The 15,642-nt window shown below is 40.3% G+C and carries 14 protein-coding genes; 8 read left to right on the top strand and 6 right to left on the bottom strand.

Annotated features, from left to right (window positions below; all coding sequences use genetic code 11):
* Positions 1–180: 180 nt before the first annotated feature.
* The 3 genes from H5187_RS10025 to H5187_RS10035 all read left to right on the top strand — a co-directional run bounded on the left by H5187_RS10025 (position 181) and on the right by H5187_RS10035 (position 2,973).
* Entirely contained in the window at positions 181–2,130 is a 1,950-nt protein-coding gene (locus tag H5187_RS10025) for an ATP-dependent DNA helicase RecQ (protein WP_182783970.1), read from the top strand.
* Between the two features lie 47 nt (positions 2,131–2,177).
* The gene (locus H5187_RS10030) at positions 2,178–2,504 is read left to right on the top strand and encodes a YkgJ family cysteine cluster protein (RefSeq protein ID WP_182718251.1); all 327 of its coding nucleotides are present in this window, start codon (positions 2,178–2,180) and stop codon (positions 2,502–2,504) included.
* Positions 2,505–2,592: 88 nt separating this feature from the next.
* On the top strand, positions 2,593–2,973 hold the full coding sequence (locus tag H5187_RS10035; protein WP_149981943.1) for a VanZ family protein: 381 nt from the start codon (positions 2,593–2,595) through the stop codon (positions 2,971–2,973).
* A 558-nt stretch (positions 2,974–3,531) separates the two neighbouring features.
* Here H5187_RS10035 and H5187_RS10040 read toward each other — a convergent pair.
* Genes H5187_RS10040 through H5187_RS10050 form a run of 3 tightly spaced genes read right to left on the bottom strand, consistent with a single transcriptional unit; the run spans position 3,532 to position 7,019 of the window.
* Positions 3,532–4,896 (bottom strand): TrkH family potassium uptake protein, encoded by a 1,365-nt coding sequence (locus H5187_RS10040; RefSeq protein ID WP_182794379.1) that lies wholly within the window; start codon positions 4,894–4,896, stop codon positions 3,532–3,534.
* A gap of 2 nt (positions 4,897–4,898) precedes the next feature.
* Positions 4,899–5,552 (bottom strand): TrkA family potassium uptake protein, encoded by a 654-nt coding sequence (locus H5187_RS10045; protein WP_182718253.1) that lies wholly within the window; start codon positions 5,550–5,552, stop codon positions 4,899–4,901.
* 12 nt (positions 5,553–5,564) lie between these two features.
* A complete protein-coding gene (locus H5187_RS10050; protein WP_182794378.1) occupies positions 5,565–7,019 on the bottom strand; it encodes a TrkH family potassium uptake protein in 1,455 nt (484 codons plus the stop codon).
* 205 nt (positions 7,020–7,224) lie between these two features.
* Between H5187_RS10050 and H5187_RS10055 the strand changes: the two genes are divergently transcribed.
* On the top strand, positions 7,225–8,550 hold the full coding sequence (locus tag H5187_RS10055) for a DUF4118 domain-containing protein (RefSeq protein WP_182797818.1): 1,326 nt from the start codon (positions 7,225–7,227) through the stop codon (positions 8,548–8,550).
* Positions 8,543–9,211, top strand: coding sequence for a response regulator (locus H5187_RS10060; protein ID WP_149981938.1), 669 nt, complete (start codon positions 8,543–8,545; stop codon positions 9,209–9,211). Before H5187_RS10055 ends, H5187_RS10060 begins: the two co-directional genes overlap by 8 nt.
* Before the next feature lie 339 nt (positions 9,212–9,550).
* On the opposite strand, the gene H5187_RS10065 is transcribed toward H5187_RS10060, so the two are convergent.
* The 3 genes from H5187_RS10065 to H5187_RS10075 all read right to left on the bottom strand — a co-directional run bounded on the left by H5187_RS10065 (position 9,551) and on the right by H5187_RS10075 (position 12,834).
* Positions 9,551–10,168 (bottom strand): glutathione S-transferase family protein, encoded by a 618-nt coding sequence (locus tag H5187_RS10065; RefSeq protein ID WP_182794377.1) that lies wholly within the window; start codon positions 10,166–10,168, stop codon positions 9,551–9,553.
* 41 nt (positions 10,169–10,209) lie between these two features.
* Positions 10,210–11,241 carry an NADP-dependent oxidoreductase gene (locus tag H5187_RS10070; protein WP_182718258.1) on the bottom strand — a complete coding sequence of 344 codons (1,032 nt, stop codon included), beginning with the start codon at positions 11,239–11,241 and terminating at the stop codon, positions 10,210–10,212.
* 465 nt (positions 11,242–11,706) lie between these two features.
* Complete coding sequence (locus H5187_RS10075; protein WP_182794376.1) at positions 11,707–12,834, bottom strand: zinc-binding dehydrogenase; 1,128 nt, start codon at positions 12,832–12,834, stop codon at positions 11,707–11,709.
* A gap of 249 nt (positions 12,835–13,083) precedes the next feature.
* Here H5187_RS10075 and H5187_RS10080 point away from each other — a divergent pair, with 249 nt between their 5' ends.
* The 3 genes from H5187_RS10080 (at position 13,084) to H5187_RS10090 (ending at position 15,421) form a co-directional block, all read left to right on the top strand.
* A complete protein-coding gene (locus H5187_RS10080; RefSeq protein ID WP_149981934.1) occupies positions 13,084–13,992 on the top strand; it encodes a LysR family transcriptional regulator in 909 nt (302 codons plus the stop codon).
* 147 nt (positions 13,993–14,139) lie between these two features.
* Complete coding sequence (locus H5187_RS10085) at positions 14,140–14,565, top strand: hypothetical protein (protein ID WP_149981933.1); 426 nt, start codon at positions 14,140–14,142, stop codon at positions 14,563–14,565.
* A gap of 13 nt (positions 14,566–14,578) precedes the next feature.
* Positions 14,579–15,421 (top strand): SMP-30/gluconolactonase/LRE family protein, encoded by an 843-nt coding sequence (locus H5187_RS10090; RefSeq protein ID WP_182794375.1) that lies wholly within the window; start codon positions 14,579–14,581, stop codon positions 15,419–15,421.
* The last annotated feature ends 221 nt before the right edge of the window (positions 15,422–15,642 follow it).

A 15,642-nucleotide genomic window follows, 5' to 3' on the forward strand; every position in this document is an offset into this window, starting at 1 on the left:
TCAAAATACCTTTTCAAGCAACGCATTTATAATGCGCCTTTTCTCACGATTTGTCAGTAAAATTTAATAGGAACAAATAGATAAGCCAAGAAAATAAAGCAAAAAAAAGTTACCATGGCAAACATTGCATTTTCAAACTATGATTTCCTTTATTAGGGAATATGAATAAAGGGAAATATTATGAGCGGATCGATACTTTCTTCACTTGAGCAACACTTTGGGTTTAGTCAATTTCGCCAAGGTCAGCAGCAAACCATAGAGCAACTGCTAAATAACCAATCATCATTGGCAATTTTCCCCACTGGATCTGGTAAGTCATTGTGTTATCAGTTAACTGCATTGCATTTACCTAATCTAACGCTGGTTGTTTCGCCATTACTTGCGCTGATGAAAGACCAAATTGGTTTTTTAAATAACAAGGGAATTTATGCCGCAAGCCTTGATTCAAGCCAAACTACAGAGCAAAGCCACACTGTAATGAGCGATGTGCGTGCCGGTAAAGTGAAAATCTTAATGGTGTCGGTAGAACGTTTTAAAAACGAGCGATTTCGTGAATTTATTAATCAAGTGGCTATTTCAATGCTGGTGGTTGACGAAGCTCACTGTATTTCCGAATGGGGCCATAATTTTAGGCCTGATTATTTAAAACTGCCGCGCTATCGTGATGAGCTCAATATTCCCTTGGTATTATTATTAACGGCCACCGCCACTAAAAAAGTAAAGCGTGATATGAGTGAACGTTTTGCAATTACCCCAGAATGCATTGTACAAACTGGGTTTTATCGGGCTAATTTAGACTTATCGATACTCAGCGTGAAAAGCGCTGATAAAGCAAGTACATTGGCTAATATTGTGCGCGAGCAAACGGGCCCAGGGATTGTTTATGTGACCTTACAACATAGTGCAGAGCAAGTCGCTGAAGCGCTTAGCCGCCAGGGCTTACACGCTGTGGCTTATCATGCTGGGCTTGAAGATACCCTGCGTTATGGTATCCAAGATGATTTTATGGCGGGTAAAATTAATGTCGTAGTGGCCACGATTGCGTTTGGTATGGGGGTTGATAAATCAGATATCCGTTTTGTTATTCATTATGATTTACCAAAGTCGATTGAAAACTACAGCCAAGAAATTGGTCGTGCAGGGAGAGACGGACAACTATCGCAGTGTTTTACATTGGCTAATTTAGATGGCTTAAACACGGTTGAAAACTTTGTTTATGGCGATACCCCAGAGCTTAGCGGTATTGAGCATGTGATCAACGATATTCGCCAACACCAAAGCGATCACTCAAAAGAAAGTCAACAGTGGGAAATGCAAGAATACAGCCTTTCAAGTGATAGTAATATTCGCCAATTAGCGCTTAAAACCTTGTTAGTACAATTGGAAATGCAAGGTGCAATAACACCACTTTATGCTTATTACGCCGACTTTAAATATAAGTTTTTGGTTGATAAAGCCGCTTTACTTGGTCACTTTGATGCTGATAGACAAGCATTTTTACAGTTAATATTTAACCATACCCAGTTTAAAAAAATCTGGGGCACACTAAATTTTGACACGCTTACCCAAGCCGCTCAGGTGGATCGCAAACGCGTTGTTGCAGCGCTTGATTATTTAGCAGAGAAGAATTTAATAGCACTTGAAACAAAGCGAATCACCCAAGTCTATCAAGTACATAATGAGGTAATTAATAACCCTGAGCTGGCTAAGCAATTACACAGCTATTTTGTTGATAAAGAGCAAGCTGAAATTAAGCGTATTGCGGCACTTATTCGCTTTTTCGAGCTTAAAACATGTTTGAGCTATAACCTTGCTCGTTATTTTGACGACCATCAAGCGCCACAGCAATGCGGCCATTGCTCAGTATGTAGAGGCCAAGCTGTAACACTTGAATATTCACTCGCTCATAGCTTTGCTAACGATGCTGTAATTTATCAAAAGGTTGATGAGTTACTTAGTCACCTCGCCAGTAAAGGTATACATAATATAGGTATTGAAACCCAATGCCGCTTTTTAGCGGGAATGAGCGTACCGTTATTTGCGCGTAACAAAGTGCGTCAACTCAGTGGTTTTGGTTTGTGTGAGCAGCAGCGTTACAGCGAAATAAAAGCGAAACTACTGGCGCGTTAGTTTTGCTCGTGTATGCTAAGCGGCTAACATTATTTTAGTAAGCCGCTATGCCTCAAACCGTTATCCCCATCGACAATATAATTCCTATTGAAACAGTTACTAACGCCCCTGAGCCGGTTACCTGTGCTAACTGCCAAGCATGTTGTTGTCAGTTAGAAGTGCGTATTGTGACCGACACCGGTGTGCCATTTCATTATATTGAGTATGATAAATGGGGCAGCGAAGTGATGAAACGCGCCGATGATGGTTGGTGCCAAGCACTCGACCGCAATACCTTAATGTGTTCAATCTACGAAAACCGCCCGTTAGTATGCCGCGAATTTGAAATGGCATCGGACGAGTGCATCACCGAGCGTGACCTTGCAGGGATCTGATGGTTGCTTTAGCAGTGGAACACTAAGTGATTGAATTATAGTCACTATTCGGCTATGGTTGGTAACTCAACAATAACATTAAACAATCATGCATAAATTAATCACTATTGTGTCAGTTACTTTTCTTAGCTTTATTATATGGGTCATATATCAAGCTAATACGGGGCAACATAGTATTTTCTTTGAGCTTGTTAGAAGTATCCCTTATGGCGATAAAGTAGGGCACTTTTGTTTATTTGGTTTGCTTACTCTAGGTGCTAATTTTGCGTTTAAGCTAAAATCATATTCAGTATTGTCATGCAATTTGTATATTGGTTCGAGCGTCGTGTTTCTATTCGTTTTATTGGAAGAGCTAAGCCAATACTTCATACCTAGTAGAACCTTAGACATCGCTGATCTACTTGCTGATGCTTTTGGTATCCTCACTTTTAGTTTGATAACCAAGCTGATAAATAAAGGTTCGCGATGACGAGTTTTATTAGCTTACATTAGTTGATTACTGCAAATGAACAGCTTTTTCTCCTGCATAGCAAGCGCTGGTTTGAAGGTTTTTTTGTCGTTAGTTTATTAATGTATCGATAGTTAAATTTTATTCAATTCAATTCAATTCAGAACCATTAACCAACCTCATATTCGTTATGCAAGCTCTTAAATCATCATGGTTAATTTTTGGCTGTATTCCATAAATTAACAATGGGTGTCTTTGTTATTTTCCAATCAATTTTTAGTTTACACATTACGAAATTAAGATTGGTGTCTGTGTTATTATCTTTATGCAAGCTCTTAAACCATCATGGTTAATTTTTGGCTGTATTCCATAAATTAACAGTGGATGTCTTTGTTGTTTTCCAATCAATTTTTAGTTTACACATTACGAAATTAAGATAGGTGTCTGCGTTATTATCTGTGTTTTTAACCTATGAAAATCGTCTGTTAGTATGTGGCGAATTTTAAATGGCATCAAGCTAGTACGTCACTGAGCGAGTATTAGCTGGGATTTAGTTTGAGATTCTCCCAGCTCTGCTATTTAGCCAATCGATAATTGTGCGCTTGGATATCTTAGTTTCCTACTGCGAGGACTCGCTAAAAAGTAGGCAATGATTAAGGGGCCAATCCTTCCCATAAACATTAAAAACATAATGATAAATTCGCCCAGCGGAGAAAGAGAAGCAGTTAAACCCCGAGACAATCCTACAGTGCCAAGTGCAGACACAGCCTCAAAGGCGACATCTAAAAAAGGCGCATCTTCAACAATCAGTAAAGTAAAAATAGCCAGCCATGTTATACCCGCTGAAACAAGGGTTAAAGCCAGTGCTTTATATACAGATTCTTTGTCGATTTCTCGGCGTAACACAGTAACGCCTTTATCGCGGCGTAAGTAGCTGTAAGTTGCTAAAATCAACACCACAAAAGTCACTACTTTTATACCACTTGCGGTACTGAGTGAGCCTCCACCAATAAACATTAACATCATTGTTAATGCGGTACTGGCATTTCTCAGCTCTTCTATAGCAATGGTATTAAATCCAGCCGTACGCGGTGTTACGGCTTGAAACCAAGCAGCTAGCCATTTACCGACTTCTGACAAGGGTTGCAGTGTTTTTGGATTGTCATATTCAATAACGTAAATCAGTACCAGCGCTACAATATTGATGATAACCGTGCTGATCAGCATTAACTTACTATAGGTGCTAAGGGCTGCCCAACGTTTTGATTTATACACATCCATGAGTACGGTAAAACCTAGGCCACCGATAATAAACAAACCAGTAACGGTAAGATTGATCACAGGATCGTCAACATACTGCATTAGGCTGTTGGGGCTAAGCGCAAATCCCGCATTATTAAATGCACTAATGGTATAAAACAACGCATGGAAAAAGCTGGTTTGTAAGCCCAGCTCAGGGAGCCAGTACAGCGTTAAAATAACAACACCGAGTGACTCAACAATGATGGCAAAAAGCAACACTGATTTTGCCGTACTCAAAAGTGTTGATGTATCTGTTTGATTAAAAGCTGCTTTAGTTACTGTTTTTTGAATAAAGCCAACTTTGTTACCCAATGCCAGCAAGGTTACCACTGCAAATGTCATCAAACCCAAGCCACCAAGTTGAATTAATAGCGCGATCACCCCTTGGCCAAAAGGGGTAAATGCGGAGCCTGTGTCTACCACAACTAATCCGGTGACGGTTACCGCCGATGTTGCAGTAAAGGCACTTTGTATCCACGAAATAGGTTCATTGGTGGCAAAAGGCAGCTTTAATGCTAAAGCCCCTAGTGCGATTAATATCAAAAAGCTGCAGCATAAAATAAGCGGCGGTGCAGCATTGATTTTTTTATGCCCACTGACTTTGCGCTCAATAGGCGTTTTGAGAGGGTGCCATAAAACCATGGTTATAACAGCCTTGGAGCTAGATAGTTTAATTCGACTCGGCTACCTGATAGCAGTAAGGTGTCGTGGGTATGTAACTCAAAGTCGTCATCAAGCTTGACAAACGTTTGCTTGGCGCGCTTTACCAATAGAGGGTCTACAGTGCCTTTTATTTCTCTGAGTAGATGCCCTAGTTTTGTTTTATGTAGGTGAGCTTTTATACTTACTTCAACAACGTATAAGCCATTGCCTAATGAAATATAGTCGTTCACTATCGGGTAATTAAGCGCTTGTGCAACGCGCACTCCCATTTCTTCTTCTGGGTGAATAATACGCGAGACACCCAACTTTGATATAATCGTATGATGCGCTTTGGTGCTGGCTTTAACCCATATTTGTTTAACCGCTAAATTTTTTAGTGCTAAGGTACACAATATGCTGGACTGCATATCTTCACCGATCGCGACTAAGACCGCTTCACTATTTGCTAAATCGAGCTCCTTTAACGCCGCTTCATCTGTTGAATCGCATACCACTGTCTCTGATAAGTGCTCAACATACTTTTCGGCGAGTTTTGGGTTGCTATCAACGCCAGTCACTGTGTGTCCTAAATGGATCAACTCCAAGCTTGCTGCAATGCCAAAGCGGCCTAAACCGATAACTGTAAAATGTGCCATAGTATTCCTTCGTTATTTTTTCCAAAAGCTATGAGTAAAAAGTGTAAAAACAGTAAAATATTCTAACCGACCCACGATCATAGCGACCGAGAGTATCCAAATACCGGTGTCTGAAACGGGTTGAAAGTTAGCGCCAACTTCACCAAATCCAGGGCCAAGTACATTGACGCATGCAGCTACTGCAGTAAATGCGCTCCAAAAATCCAGACCCGTTGCCATAAGCAACATTGTAAACAGTAAGCTTGAACCAACAGCAAAGGTCATAAATGCCATAATTGCATGGCGTACATCTTCTTTAACGGGCGATCCTTGATACTTCAGTGTAAATATCGCTCTTGGGTGAAGCAGCTGTTTAATATTGTTATTAATCATTTTGCCAACAATAATGTTACGAATTATTTTATTTCCGCCAGCCGTTGAACCTGCGCAACCACCAAGATAGCCGGCAATAACCAGTAAAAACCCAGCCTCAGCTGGCCAGTCAGTAAAGCTTGCTGCGCCATAACCGGTGCTGGTAATAAAAGAAATAATATGAAATGTAGAGAAACTAAATGCTTCAAGTACATTTGAGTAGCTGTCTTTAAGCAGTAGCATGGTGGTTAAAAGAACCGATAAAAGCACCACTATATAAATAAAATAACGCGTCTCTTCATCATGATAATAACTAGTAATGGCTCTTTTGTGCGCTACTTTGAAGTGCAAGGCAAAGTTAATCGCTCCTGCAAGCATAAATACATTAGCTATCCACACCAGTAAGTGGCTGTGGTAATACCACATACTGGCATCATGGGTTGAAAAGCCCCCAGTTGAAACCGTGGTAAAGGCATGTGCGATCGCATCGTAAAAACTCATTCCGCCAGCATAATAGGCTAAACTACAAAGTACGGTGATTGCTAAATAAACGCCCCATAAATAATGAGCGGTACTGGCAACGCGCGGAGTCAATTTTTCGTCTTTAATGGGGCCTGGTGTTTCTGCTTTTAATAATTTCATGCCACCAATATTCAACATAGGTAAAATAGCCACTACAAAAATTACAATGCCTAAACCGCCCATCCATTGTAAGAATTGTCGATACAATAAAAAGCTAGCAGGCATGTTATCGAGCCCTGATAACACCGTTGCGCCAGTGGTGGTTAAGGCGCTGATTGACTCAAATACCGCGTCGCTAAAGTTAACGCCAGTGACGACTAGAATAGGAATGGCGCCTAACACACCGGCTATAATCCACGTTACTGTGGCGTAAATAAGTGCATCTCTGAATGTTGCGGCGGTTAGATCAGTTTTACGTAAATTGATAAGTAGCACTAAAGCGACAGAGATCATCGTTGCGCCAGGAATAAGAAATGCGCTAATAACTCGGTCTTTAAAAATAAATAATGAAAGCGCTGCAAAGACCAGTTGTACCACTCCCATCCAAATAATAGGAAAGGCGAGTAGTCTTAAGGTGATTTTCCAATTTATCATCAATACGCCTTATCAAATACCTATAGCAGGTAACACGCAATCACTAAAGTTGAGTTGAATATACGGGATCAAATAGTAAAGTCAGCGCTGCACTGCAAAGCTTTATAAAGATTTTATAAATGAGATAAAAAACTTTATAAAAACTTTATAGAGGCAATATTGAAAAGGCAGTAACCTATGTAGTTAATTGTCAGAGGAATCGTTAATGAATCAAGTGCAGGGCAAACCAAGCAAATATAAAGCATTTTTTTTGGCGGTGATAATGCCGATCATTGTAGTTATGGCGATTTATCCGTTACGAGATTGGTTTTCGACCACCGACATTGTGATGTTACAGCTGTTATGGGTCGCCTGGGTTGCAGTTCGCAGTAACCGACGCGTTGCAGCCATTACCACCTTGGTCAGTGTAGCGTGTACCGATTGGTTTTATGTTACCCCGTATTTTACTTTTCATATTGAAAATATTGAGTATCTAGTTACTTTTATCGTGATGCTCATTGTGGGACTGATGATCAGCCAGTTAGCGGGCGAATTAAACACTAAGGTGCGAGATGTACAATTACACGCGAGTAATAGTCGAACACTGTATGAGCTGGCTAAAGGATTAAATAGTTTAGACGCACTGGATGAGCAAAAGCAGTACTTTCAGCAGCTTATTATCGAGCATTTGGCCATTACTTGCCAATTTCAACAAATGCGTCAGCAAGTGGCAGGTGAATTTATGCTATTAAGTGATAAAGAGCAAAGTATGGGGGGGTTTGCTTTTGCAACGTTACTGTCTGAAGGACAAAGGAGCTTCGTAAATACCGCAATTTCATTGTTGTATCAGGTACATGAGAAAACCTTACTGAGGCAGCAGTCGGCGGCAATTTCAGTTCAAGCTGAACTCGAGCGTGCTAAAAATGCATTATTACGCAGTTTATCTCATGACTTGCGCACGCCACTGGCAACTATTATGGGCGCCTCAAGCATGTTGGCCGATGATGAGATCACACTCAGTGAAGCGATAATAAAAGAGCAGGCCGGTAATATTTATGAGCAAAGTAAAATTCTTAATCAGCATTTTGACAAGGTGATGGAGCTTAGCCGAGTAAATAAAATGGGCGAAAACCTGTGCTGGCAAACAATTAACTTGCAAGCTTTGCTAAGCGAAGCAAAAGCACGTAGGCAGCAGCAATTAGCGCATTTTGTGGTAACAACAAATATTGATGCCAATTCGAGCTGCCAAGGCGATGTGACACTGTTAGAAATAGCACTGGCAAATATGCTCGAAAATGCATGGCGTTATGGTGATGGTGAGGTGGTTGTTGAATTTACCCAAAGCCGTTACGAGTCAGCGGTGAGTTATCAATTACTATTGAGCAATAAATTAATTAGCAAGCCACAGGCAAGTGCTGATGAAGGTGTAGGGCTTGGCAGTGTAATTTGTGATGTGGTTGCTAAGTTTCATCAAGGCACATTTTCACTGACGATAGATAACGATACAGAAATGGCCTTGGCAAAATTAATCTGGATAAAAAATAATGACTAAAATCTTAATACTTGAAGATTCTCCGCCGTTGCAAAGCTTTTTAAAAACCTTACTGCAAGCCAGTGGCTATGAGCTGAGTATTTGTGATAAAGGGCTGGATGGTTTTGCACTTTTAAGTGAGCAAAGTTATGACCTTGTATTATTAGATTTAGGGCTTTTGGATATGGATGGTCAAGACTGGCTAGTGGAGTTTAGGCAATGGAGCCAGTTACCGGTATTAGTGCTTTCAGCTCGTGATGGTGAAGTGGAAAAAGTCACTGCGCTTGATAATGGGGCCAATGATTTCCTTACTAAACCTTTTAGCGCCAATGAACTATTAGCGCGTATTCGGGTGTTACTGCGTACTAATAATCAAGTCAGTTTTGCGTTGCAATGTGGCGACATTTGTATTGACCCAAATAAGCATATTGTGCGTGTTGGTGACAATGAGGTTAAGCTGACTAAAAAGGAATATGCAATCTTACTGTTATTATTTCAAAATAAAGATAAGGTACTGACTCATAATGCAATATTAAGCCATATATGGGGAGAGCAATATATAAATCGTCCTGAATATGTGCGTGTGCATGTAGCGCAGCTAAGGCAAAAATTAGAGGCAAATCCCGCAAGCCCAAAGTATTTACTTACTGAGCCTGCGGTAGGATATAGATTAGTAGATTAAAGTATTAAAGCGCTCTTTAGTTCACTTTGAAATAGCTAATGTACTGCTTCAGTGTTTTTGATAACTCAGCCATTGCGACTGCTTCTTGTGCATTGTTTTTTAAGGATAAACTGGTTTCCTTGGACATGTTAGCTATTTATTCTACACCGATATGCCAGGTATCTCAGCTGCAATTTAATGCACTGATTGGCTGCTATGGCTCATGTTTTAAATTACTTACCGCAGAATTTGGTAAAGTTACTTGATTATTAGCAGCATGCTTTATTTTGATAGACCGAACCGCAATGAGTGCATCGCTTGGCTGTAAAACCACCTTAAACAGCCAAAACGAAAACTAACTTAGTCGTACTTTGCCTCTAACTCGTTAGCGGAATGAAATTTCTCGTGAGTTTGTAATTGCTCATCGTATTTAACGAGATTTTTAAAATGCGTAAGTTGACCTGCATTTTTAACAATTTCAACAATAAACGACATCATAAAATCAGCACCGGTTAGAGAGTCTCCCACTAAGTAACGTTTACCTTCTAAGCGGTCATTAAAGTAACTAATAACTTTGGCGGTTTCTGCATCGGCATAGCCTTCTAAAAATTGCGTTTTAGCGCCATCTTTTTTCACAAACATTTTTAATAATAGCGGTAAAATTGCTGAGCTTTCAGCGAAGTGCAGCCATTGCTGGTAGTCAATATAGTCTTTACTGTCACGGCTTGGCGCAAACTTACCGTTACCGTATTTACTGATCAAATAGTCGGTGATCGCACCTGATTCAGCAATGATTTGGCCATTGTCCTCAATGACTGGTGATTTGCCCAGTGGATGAATCGCTTTAAGCTCATCAGGAGCTAAAAAGGTTTCACTGTTGCGTTGATAAGCCACAATTTCGTAGTCAACGTCTAGCTCTTCGAGTAACCAAATAATACGTTTAGAGCGGGATTTATTTAAATGGTGTAACTTGATCATAGTTATCCTTAAAAGCGCAGCCGTTGCTGCGCAGGGTAAATTTAAAGCGGTTTATTTACTTGTACTACCGTTTTGCCAAAGTTCTTGCCGTCAATCATATCGTTAAACGCTGATACGGTATTTTCAAAACCTGTTACTAAATGTTCACGGTAATGAATTTTTCCTTCGCTAAGCCATTTTTGCATATCAGTGGCGAACTCATCATAACGATGGCCATAATCATCAAAGATAATAAAGCCTTGCATACGAATGCGCTTAGAGAGAATTTGACCCATTAGAGCCCCCATGCGATCAGGTCCTTGTGGTAACTCAGTCGCATTATATTGCGACACTAAACCACATAATGGTACGCGCGCAGCGGTGTTTAATAGTGGTAATACGGCATCGAAGACTTTTCCGCCCACATTTTCATAATAAACATCAATACCTGCATCACATGCGTCAGCTAACTGTTTGGCAAAGTCATCGCTGCGGTGGTCAATACAAGCATCAAAACCAAGCTTTTCGACTGCGTATTGGCATTTTTCATTGCCGCCTGCCACACCGACTACTTTACAACCTTTGAGTTTAGCAATTTGCCCAACAGTTGCACCTACTGGGCCTGTTGCTGCTGCAACCACCACGGTTTCACCTTCTTTCGGTGCACCAATATCAAGTAGCCCCATATAAGCGGTAAAGCCAGGCATACCCATAATACCTAATGCATACGATGGATTACTTGGCTCTTTGCCTAATGGCATTAATCCTTCGCCATTTGAAATCGCATATTCCTGCCAGCCTGTATAGGCTAGTACCCAATCGCCTTTTGCAAACTTGTCGTTATTTGATTGCTCAATTTGACATACGGTTGCGCCAACCATGACATCGCCAATCTCAACAGGGTCTGCATATGATTTTGCATCACTCATGCGGCCACGCATGTATGGGTCTAATGATAAATAAATAGTGCGTAGTAATACTTCACCTTGTTGTAGTTCAGGCATTTGTACGCTTTTAAATTCAAAGTTATCAAGCGTTGGCGCACCATGAGGACGAGACTTTAGAGTAAATTGTTTATTTGAAATAGCTTGCATAATTTTTTCCTTGTCTGATTAAAAGAAGGCTGCATAACGGCTGTAAATCTAAATGCTCAGTCGTTATAGTCTCTGCAGCGAATTAAATGCTTAACTAATGAAATTAGGGCTATGCTTGATAAATTCAACAGCCAGCCTAGATAAGTTTATCGCTATACGGAGAATCACTTTTGTAGCTGTGCAACAGCTACTCTGCTTACTGCTATTTGGCAGAATTTTTGTTTTTTCTTACAACTTTGAGAGCGCATGTTGAGTGGTTAACTTGGGTGTTTAACATTACGATAAACATTATTTAAGCTTTAAATCATTTGAAGGTAGTTATGAGCGCCACACAGTCAGCACATCTAAAACAAAGAGCTGCCTAACTCTTTTTTATTACGAGAATATAAAAAGCAGGCACCGCAATCAGTGTCTGCTCTTACATTTTAAACCCCCACAATTAAGAAGGGGGTTTTTTATGCTTAATTACGCTTGCGGTTTAATTAAGTATTTTTCACCTGTGGCATGTTTCGAGTAAGCCTCAATTGATTGTAATTGTAAGGCCTCTGGCAATGACACATCATGGGTGTAATTACTTGCAAAGGTTGTGGTAATTTCATCTGCAATACGTTTACGCATTGCAATTACTGTATTAGTACCAAGTTTGCCTAACGCATTGAATAGTAAGAACCCATTAACACCCCACGCAAAGCCAAAGTTGCGATTTAGCGTAATTGGGCCGCGGTTTAAGGCACCATAAATATAAACTTGCTTGAAAGTGTCAGAGCCATAAACGCTGTATTCTGTAATGTCACGAGTTGCAGCGACTTCCATACAGTTAAGAATGTCACTCGTTAGTTGGCCACCACCAATTGGATCAAACGCAATCGTTGCACCGGTTTCGATAATTGCGGCTGTTAAATCAGCAAGGAAAGTATCATTACTTGAGTTAACAACATACTTTGCCCCCATATCACGTAGTAACTTTTCTTGCTCTGGCTTACGTACAATATTGATTAAATCAACACCATCGGCAATACAAATTCGATTTAGGATTTGACCAAGATTAGAGGCCGCTGCGGCATGAATAATTGCTTTATGGCCTTCAGCACGCATTGTTTCAACCATTGCTAATGCAGTAAGTGGGTTAACAAAAGCCGACGCACCTTCTTTAGCCGTCGTTCCTTCTTTTAATTCTAAGCAGCTTTGCACATTTGCGCATATAAATTTGCGATACGTACCACCACCAATTACAGCAACAGTTTTACCCATTAATGCTTGTGCAGCTGGCGATGAGCCTGCGGCCACAACCGTACCTGCGCCTTCATTGCCAACGGGTGTGGCTTTACCAACACGTGTTTTAAGTGATGGCATAAATTGAGCAGGAACATCAGCGGTAATAACTGGGTTTTGCTCAGTACCAGTTTGCTTTGCACTGGACATATCAGCGGCGCTGAATAAAACGCCTAAGTCAGATGGATTTAATGGCGTAGCCTCAATACGAATCACTACTTCATCGGCACCAGGTTGTGGCATATCGATATTTCTTAGGGCAAGCGTTAGTTTATTATCTTCACTGATAGTTGAAGTAAGTTGGATATTTTTATCTGTCATTATGTCCGCTCCTAAAAATTTGTATGAATTTGTGCAAACGCTAAGTATTACTTAGCATTTACTACCTGAATGTGAGCTTTTACTTTTTGCAAAGCCGACAAGGGCTAACAACGCTAGTAAATGAAATAAAAACACATACGTTTAAGCTGAATACATTATTACTTGTTTTAATCTGATTATATATAGGAGAAAATACCAATAACTTTTGTCTTTAAGACAATAATACTGCTCATTAGAAGGAGAAGTTAGATGGATCAACTACGTGCAATACGGTACTTCATTAAAGTTGTCGAAACGGGTAGCTTTACTAAAGCGGCGAGCACGTTTAATGTGCCGCCTTCTTCTTTATCAAGACGAGTGGTTGATCTAGAAAAAAGCTTAGGAGCAACGCTTTTAAAACGCACAACCCGGCTTGTGAAGCTGACAGAAGTGGGGCAAATTTACTATAACGACGTTCAGCAAATAGTAAACCAGTTAGAGCAAAGCCACGAAACTGTGCGCAGTTATCAAACAACACCAATGGGGCGCTTATCAATAAGTTCGATGGTAAGTTTTGGTGATAAAATATTACTACCGTTGTTAGATGAATTTAATGCGTTATACCCTGAAATTATACTCGATGTTAGCTTCAGTGATGAACTATCGACATTGGGCCGTGACGATGTTGATATTGCTATTCGCGGTGGTTATGCACCCAATGAGCGCGTGTTAGCCATAAAATTGATGGACAATGAGTTTATTCCTGTAGCGTCACCAGGTTATTTACAGCAGCACGGTGTGCCTAGTCATGCTATGGCGTTAAAGCATCACAATGGCCTTTATTTTAAAACGCCACTAGGGCCAACCCCTTGGCTATGCAAAGTAGATGAGCAATGGCATGACGTGTCAGGGCCTGCTGTGGTTATTTCGAATAACGGAGCATGGCTTAGTAAAAAAGCCTGTAATGGGGAGGGCATTTTAATGTCAACTCGCTGGGCACTTGCTCCATACCTTGAGTCGGGCGAGTTGCAAGAACTTAAGTTTGAACATCAGCTTGCGGTAACGCAAAACTCTAATATGGCTATTTATTTGTTATATCAAAAACAGCGATATTTAGTACCAAAAGTGAAAGCCGCCGTAGATTTTTTGGTACAAAAAATAAAGGTAGAAGCCGATTGAGCACAAAGTTATAGAGCTTTCTATTAGCGTCACAGCACTGTTAATAAAATCTTTTTAGTTATTAAAGAAATTGAAAAATTAAATGAGAAAGCACACAAGTTGTGTTAAAAATAACCTTTAGATAGATGTTGTTAGCGAGGGAATGAAATGAAAATACAACTGTTGGTTTTACTGCCACTGCTAGTCAGTGCTTTTGTGAGCGGTTTGGTAAAGGCAAATGATGAAGTATTGTCGGTCGATCAAGTTGCGTTACAGGGAATGCAGTTTAGTTTTGAAAATGATGCGAAAGTAAGGCCTAAAAACAGTGATTTCAGTGTGGTTAACTCTGTGCTGATGAGCAGTGAGCAAGGCCGGCGAGTCGCAGTGGTGACAATTCGTAATGACGCGTCAGGTTCACGCATTTTACAGGCTGAACATATTATGGCGTTATTTGCCGATGGCAGACGAATATCGCCTATGGCTCTGGCTGACAATATTAAACTAGACGATGGTGAGCAGCGCACATTAACGCTGTCGTTTGGCGAAGACAATTTCCCGATTTTGAGCATCTTCACCAGTAATAATTTAAATTAGGAATAATAATAAAATGAAAGCGATGATCTGTGGATTGAGCTGTGCAGCACTTTTTAGTGCCACCAGTATTGCGCAGCACAGTAAGGAGTTTGTGCCTGATAATGTGTTTACTCAAGGCGTTGAAGGACCTGTTTTTTATAAGCAGCATTTATACGCAGTTAATTTTGCTGATCAGGGCACCATTGGTAAGGTAGATAACAATGGTAAAGCCAGCTTATTTTTAAAGCTGCCAAATGACAGCGTTGGTAATGGTTTGCAATTTGATGGCCAAGGTAATCTCTATATTGCGGATTATGTAAATCATAATATTTTAAAAGTGCCTGCTAATAGTAAAAGCGTTGAGGTTTTTGCTCATAATAAAACCATGAATCAACCAAATGATATTGCCATAACTAAACGCGGTGTGTTGTTTGCCAGCGACCCTAATTGGGCTGATGCTACCGGCAAATTATGGCGTATAAATACAGATGGCAGTACTCAATTATTAGAAGAGAATATGGGCACCACCAATGGTGTGGCGGTTAATAACAGCAATAGTAAACTCTACGTAAACGAAAGCGTGCAGCGGATTATTTGGCAATATGATCTTGATAGTGAGCTAAACATCAGCAATAAGCAGCCGCTGATCACATTTGACGATCATGGTATGGACGGCATGCGTGTTGATAACCAAGGTAACCTGTATGTAGCCCGTTATGGCGCAGGTGTTATTTTAAAAATTAGTCCCGCAGGTAAGATATTGCAAACCTATACTTTAACAGGGCAGCATCCAACCAATGTGGCATTTAATGACCAGCAAACCAAGCTGTTTGTAACTATGCAAAAACGCGGTGCGATTGAAGTGATTGAGTTTTAAGTAAATTGGAAAATTTGAACCATTTAATATCAATTCTTTTGCATCAACAGAGAGTTTTATGCTTTTTTTGAAGAAAATCATTTTGATTGCGCAGAGCTAAGGATTGATGGCATTAAAAAATCCTTAGATGGTGATTCGTACTTACCATGTTTTACTCTTCGCAGAGCTAACAGTGTTTGGTCAAAACTAAAACTATGTGGCACAGTTAATTAAATCGGGCT

It is taken from the genome of Pseudoalteromonas sp. SG44-1 (genome assembly GCF_014164315.1).
GTDB classification, from domain to species: Bacteria; Pseudomonadota; Gammaproteobacteria; order Enterobacterales; family Alteromonadaceae; genus Pseudoalteromonas; species Pseudoalteromonas rhizosphaerae.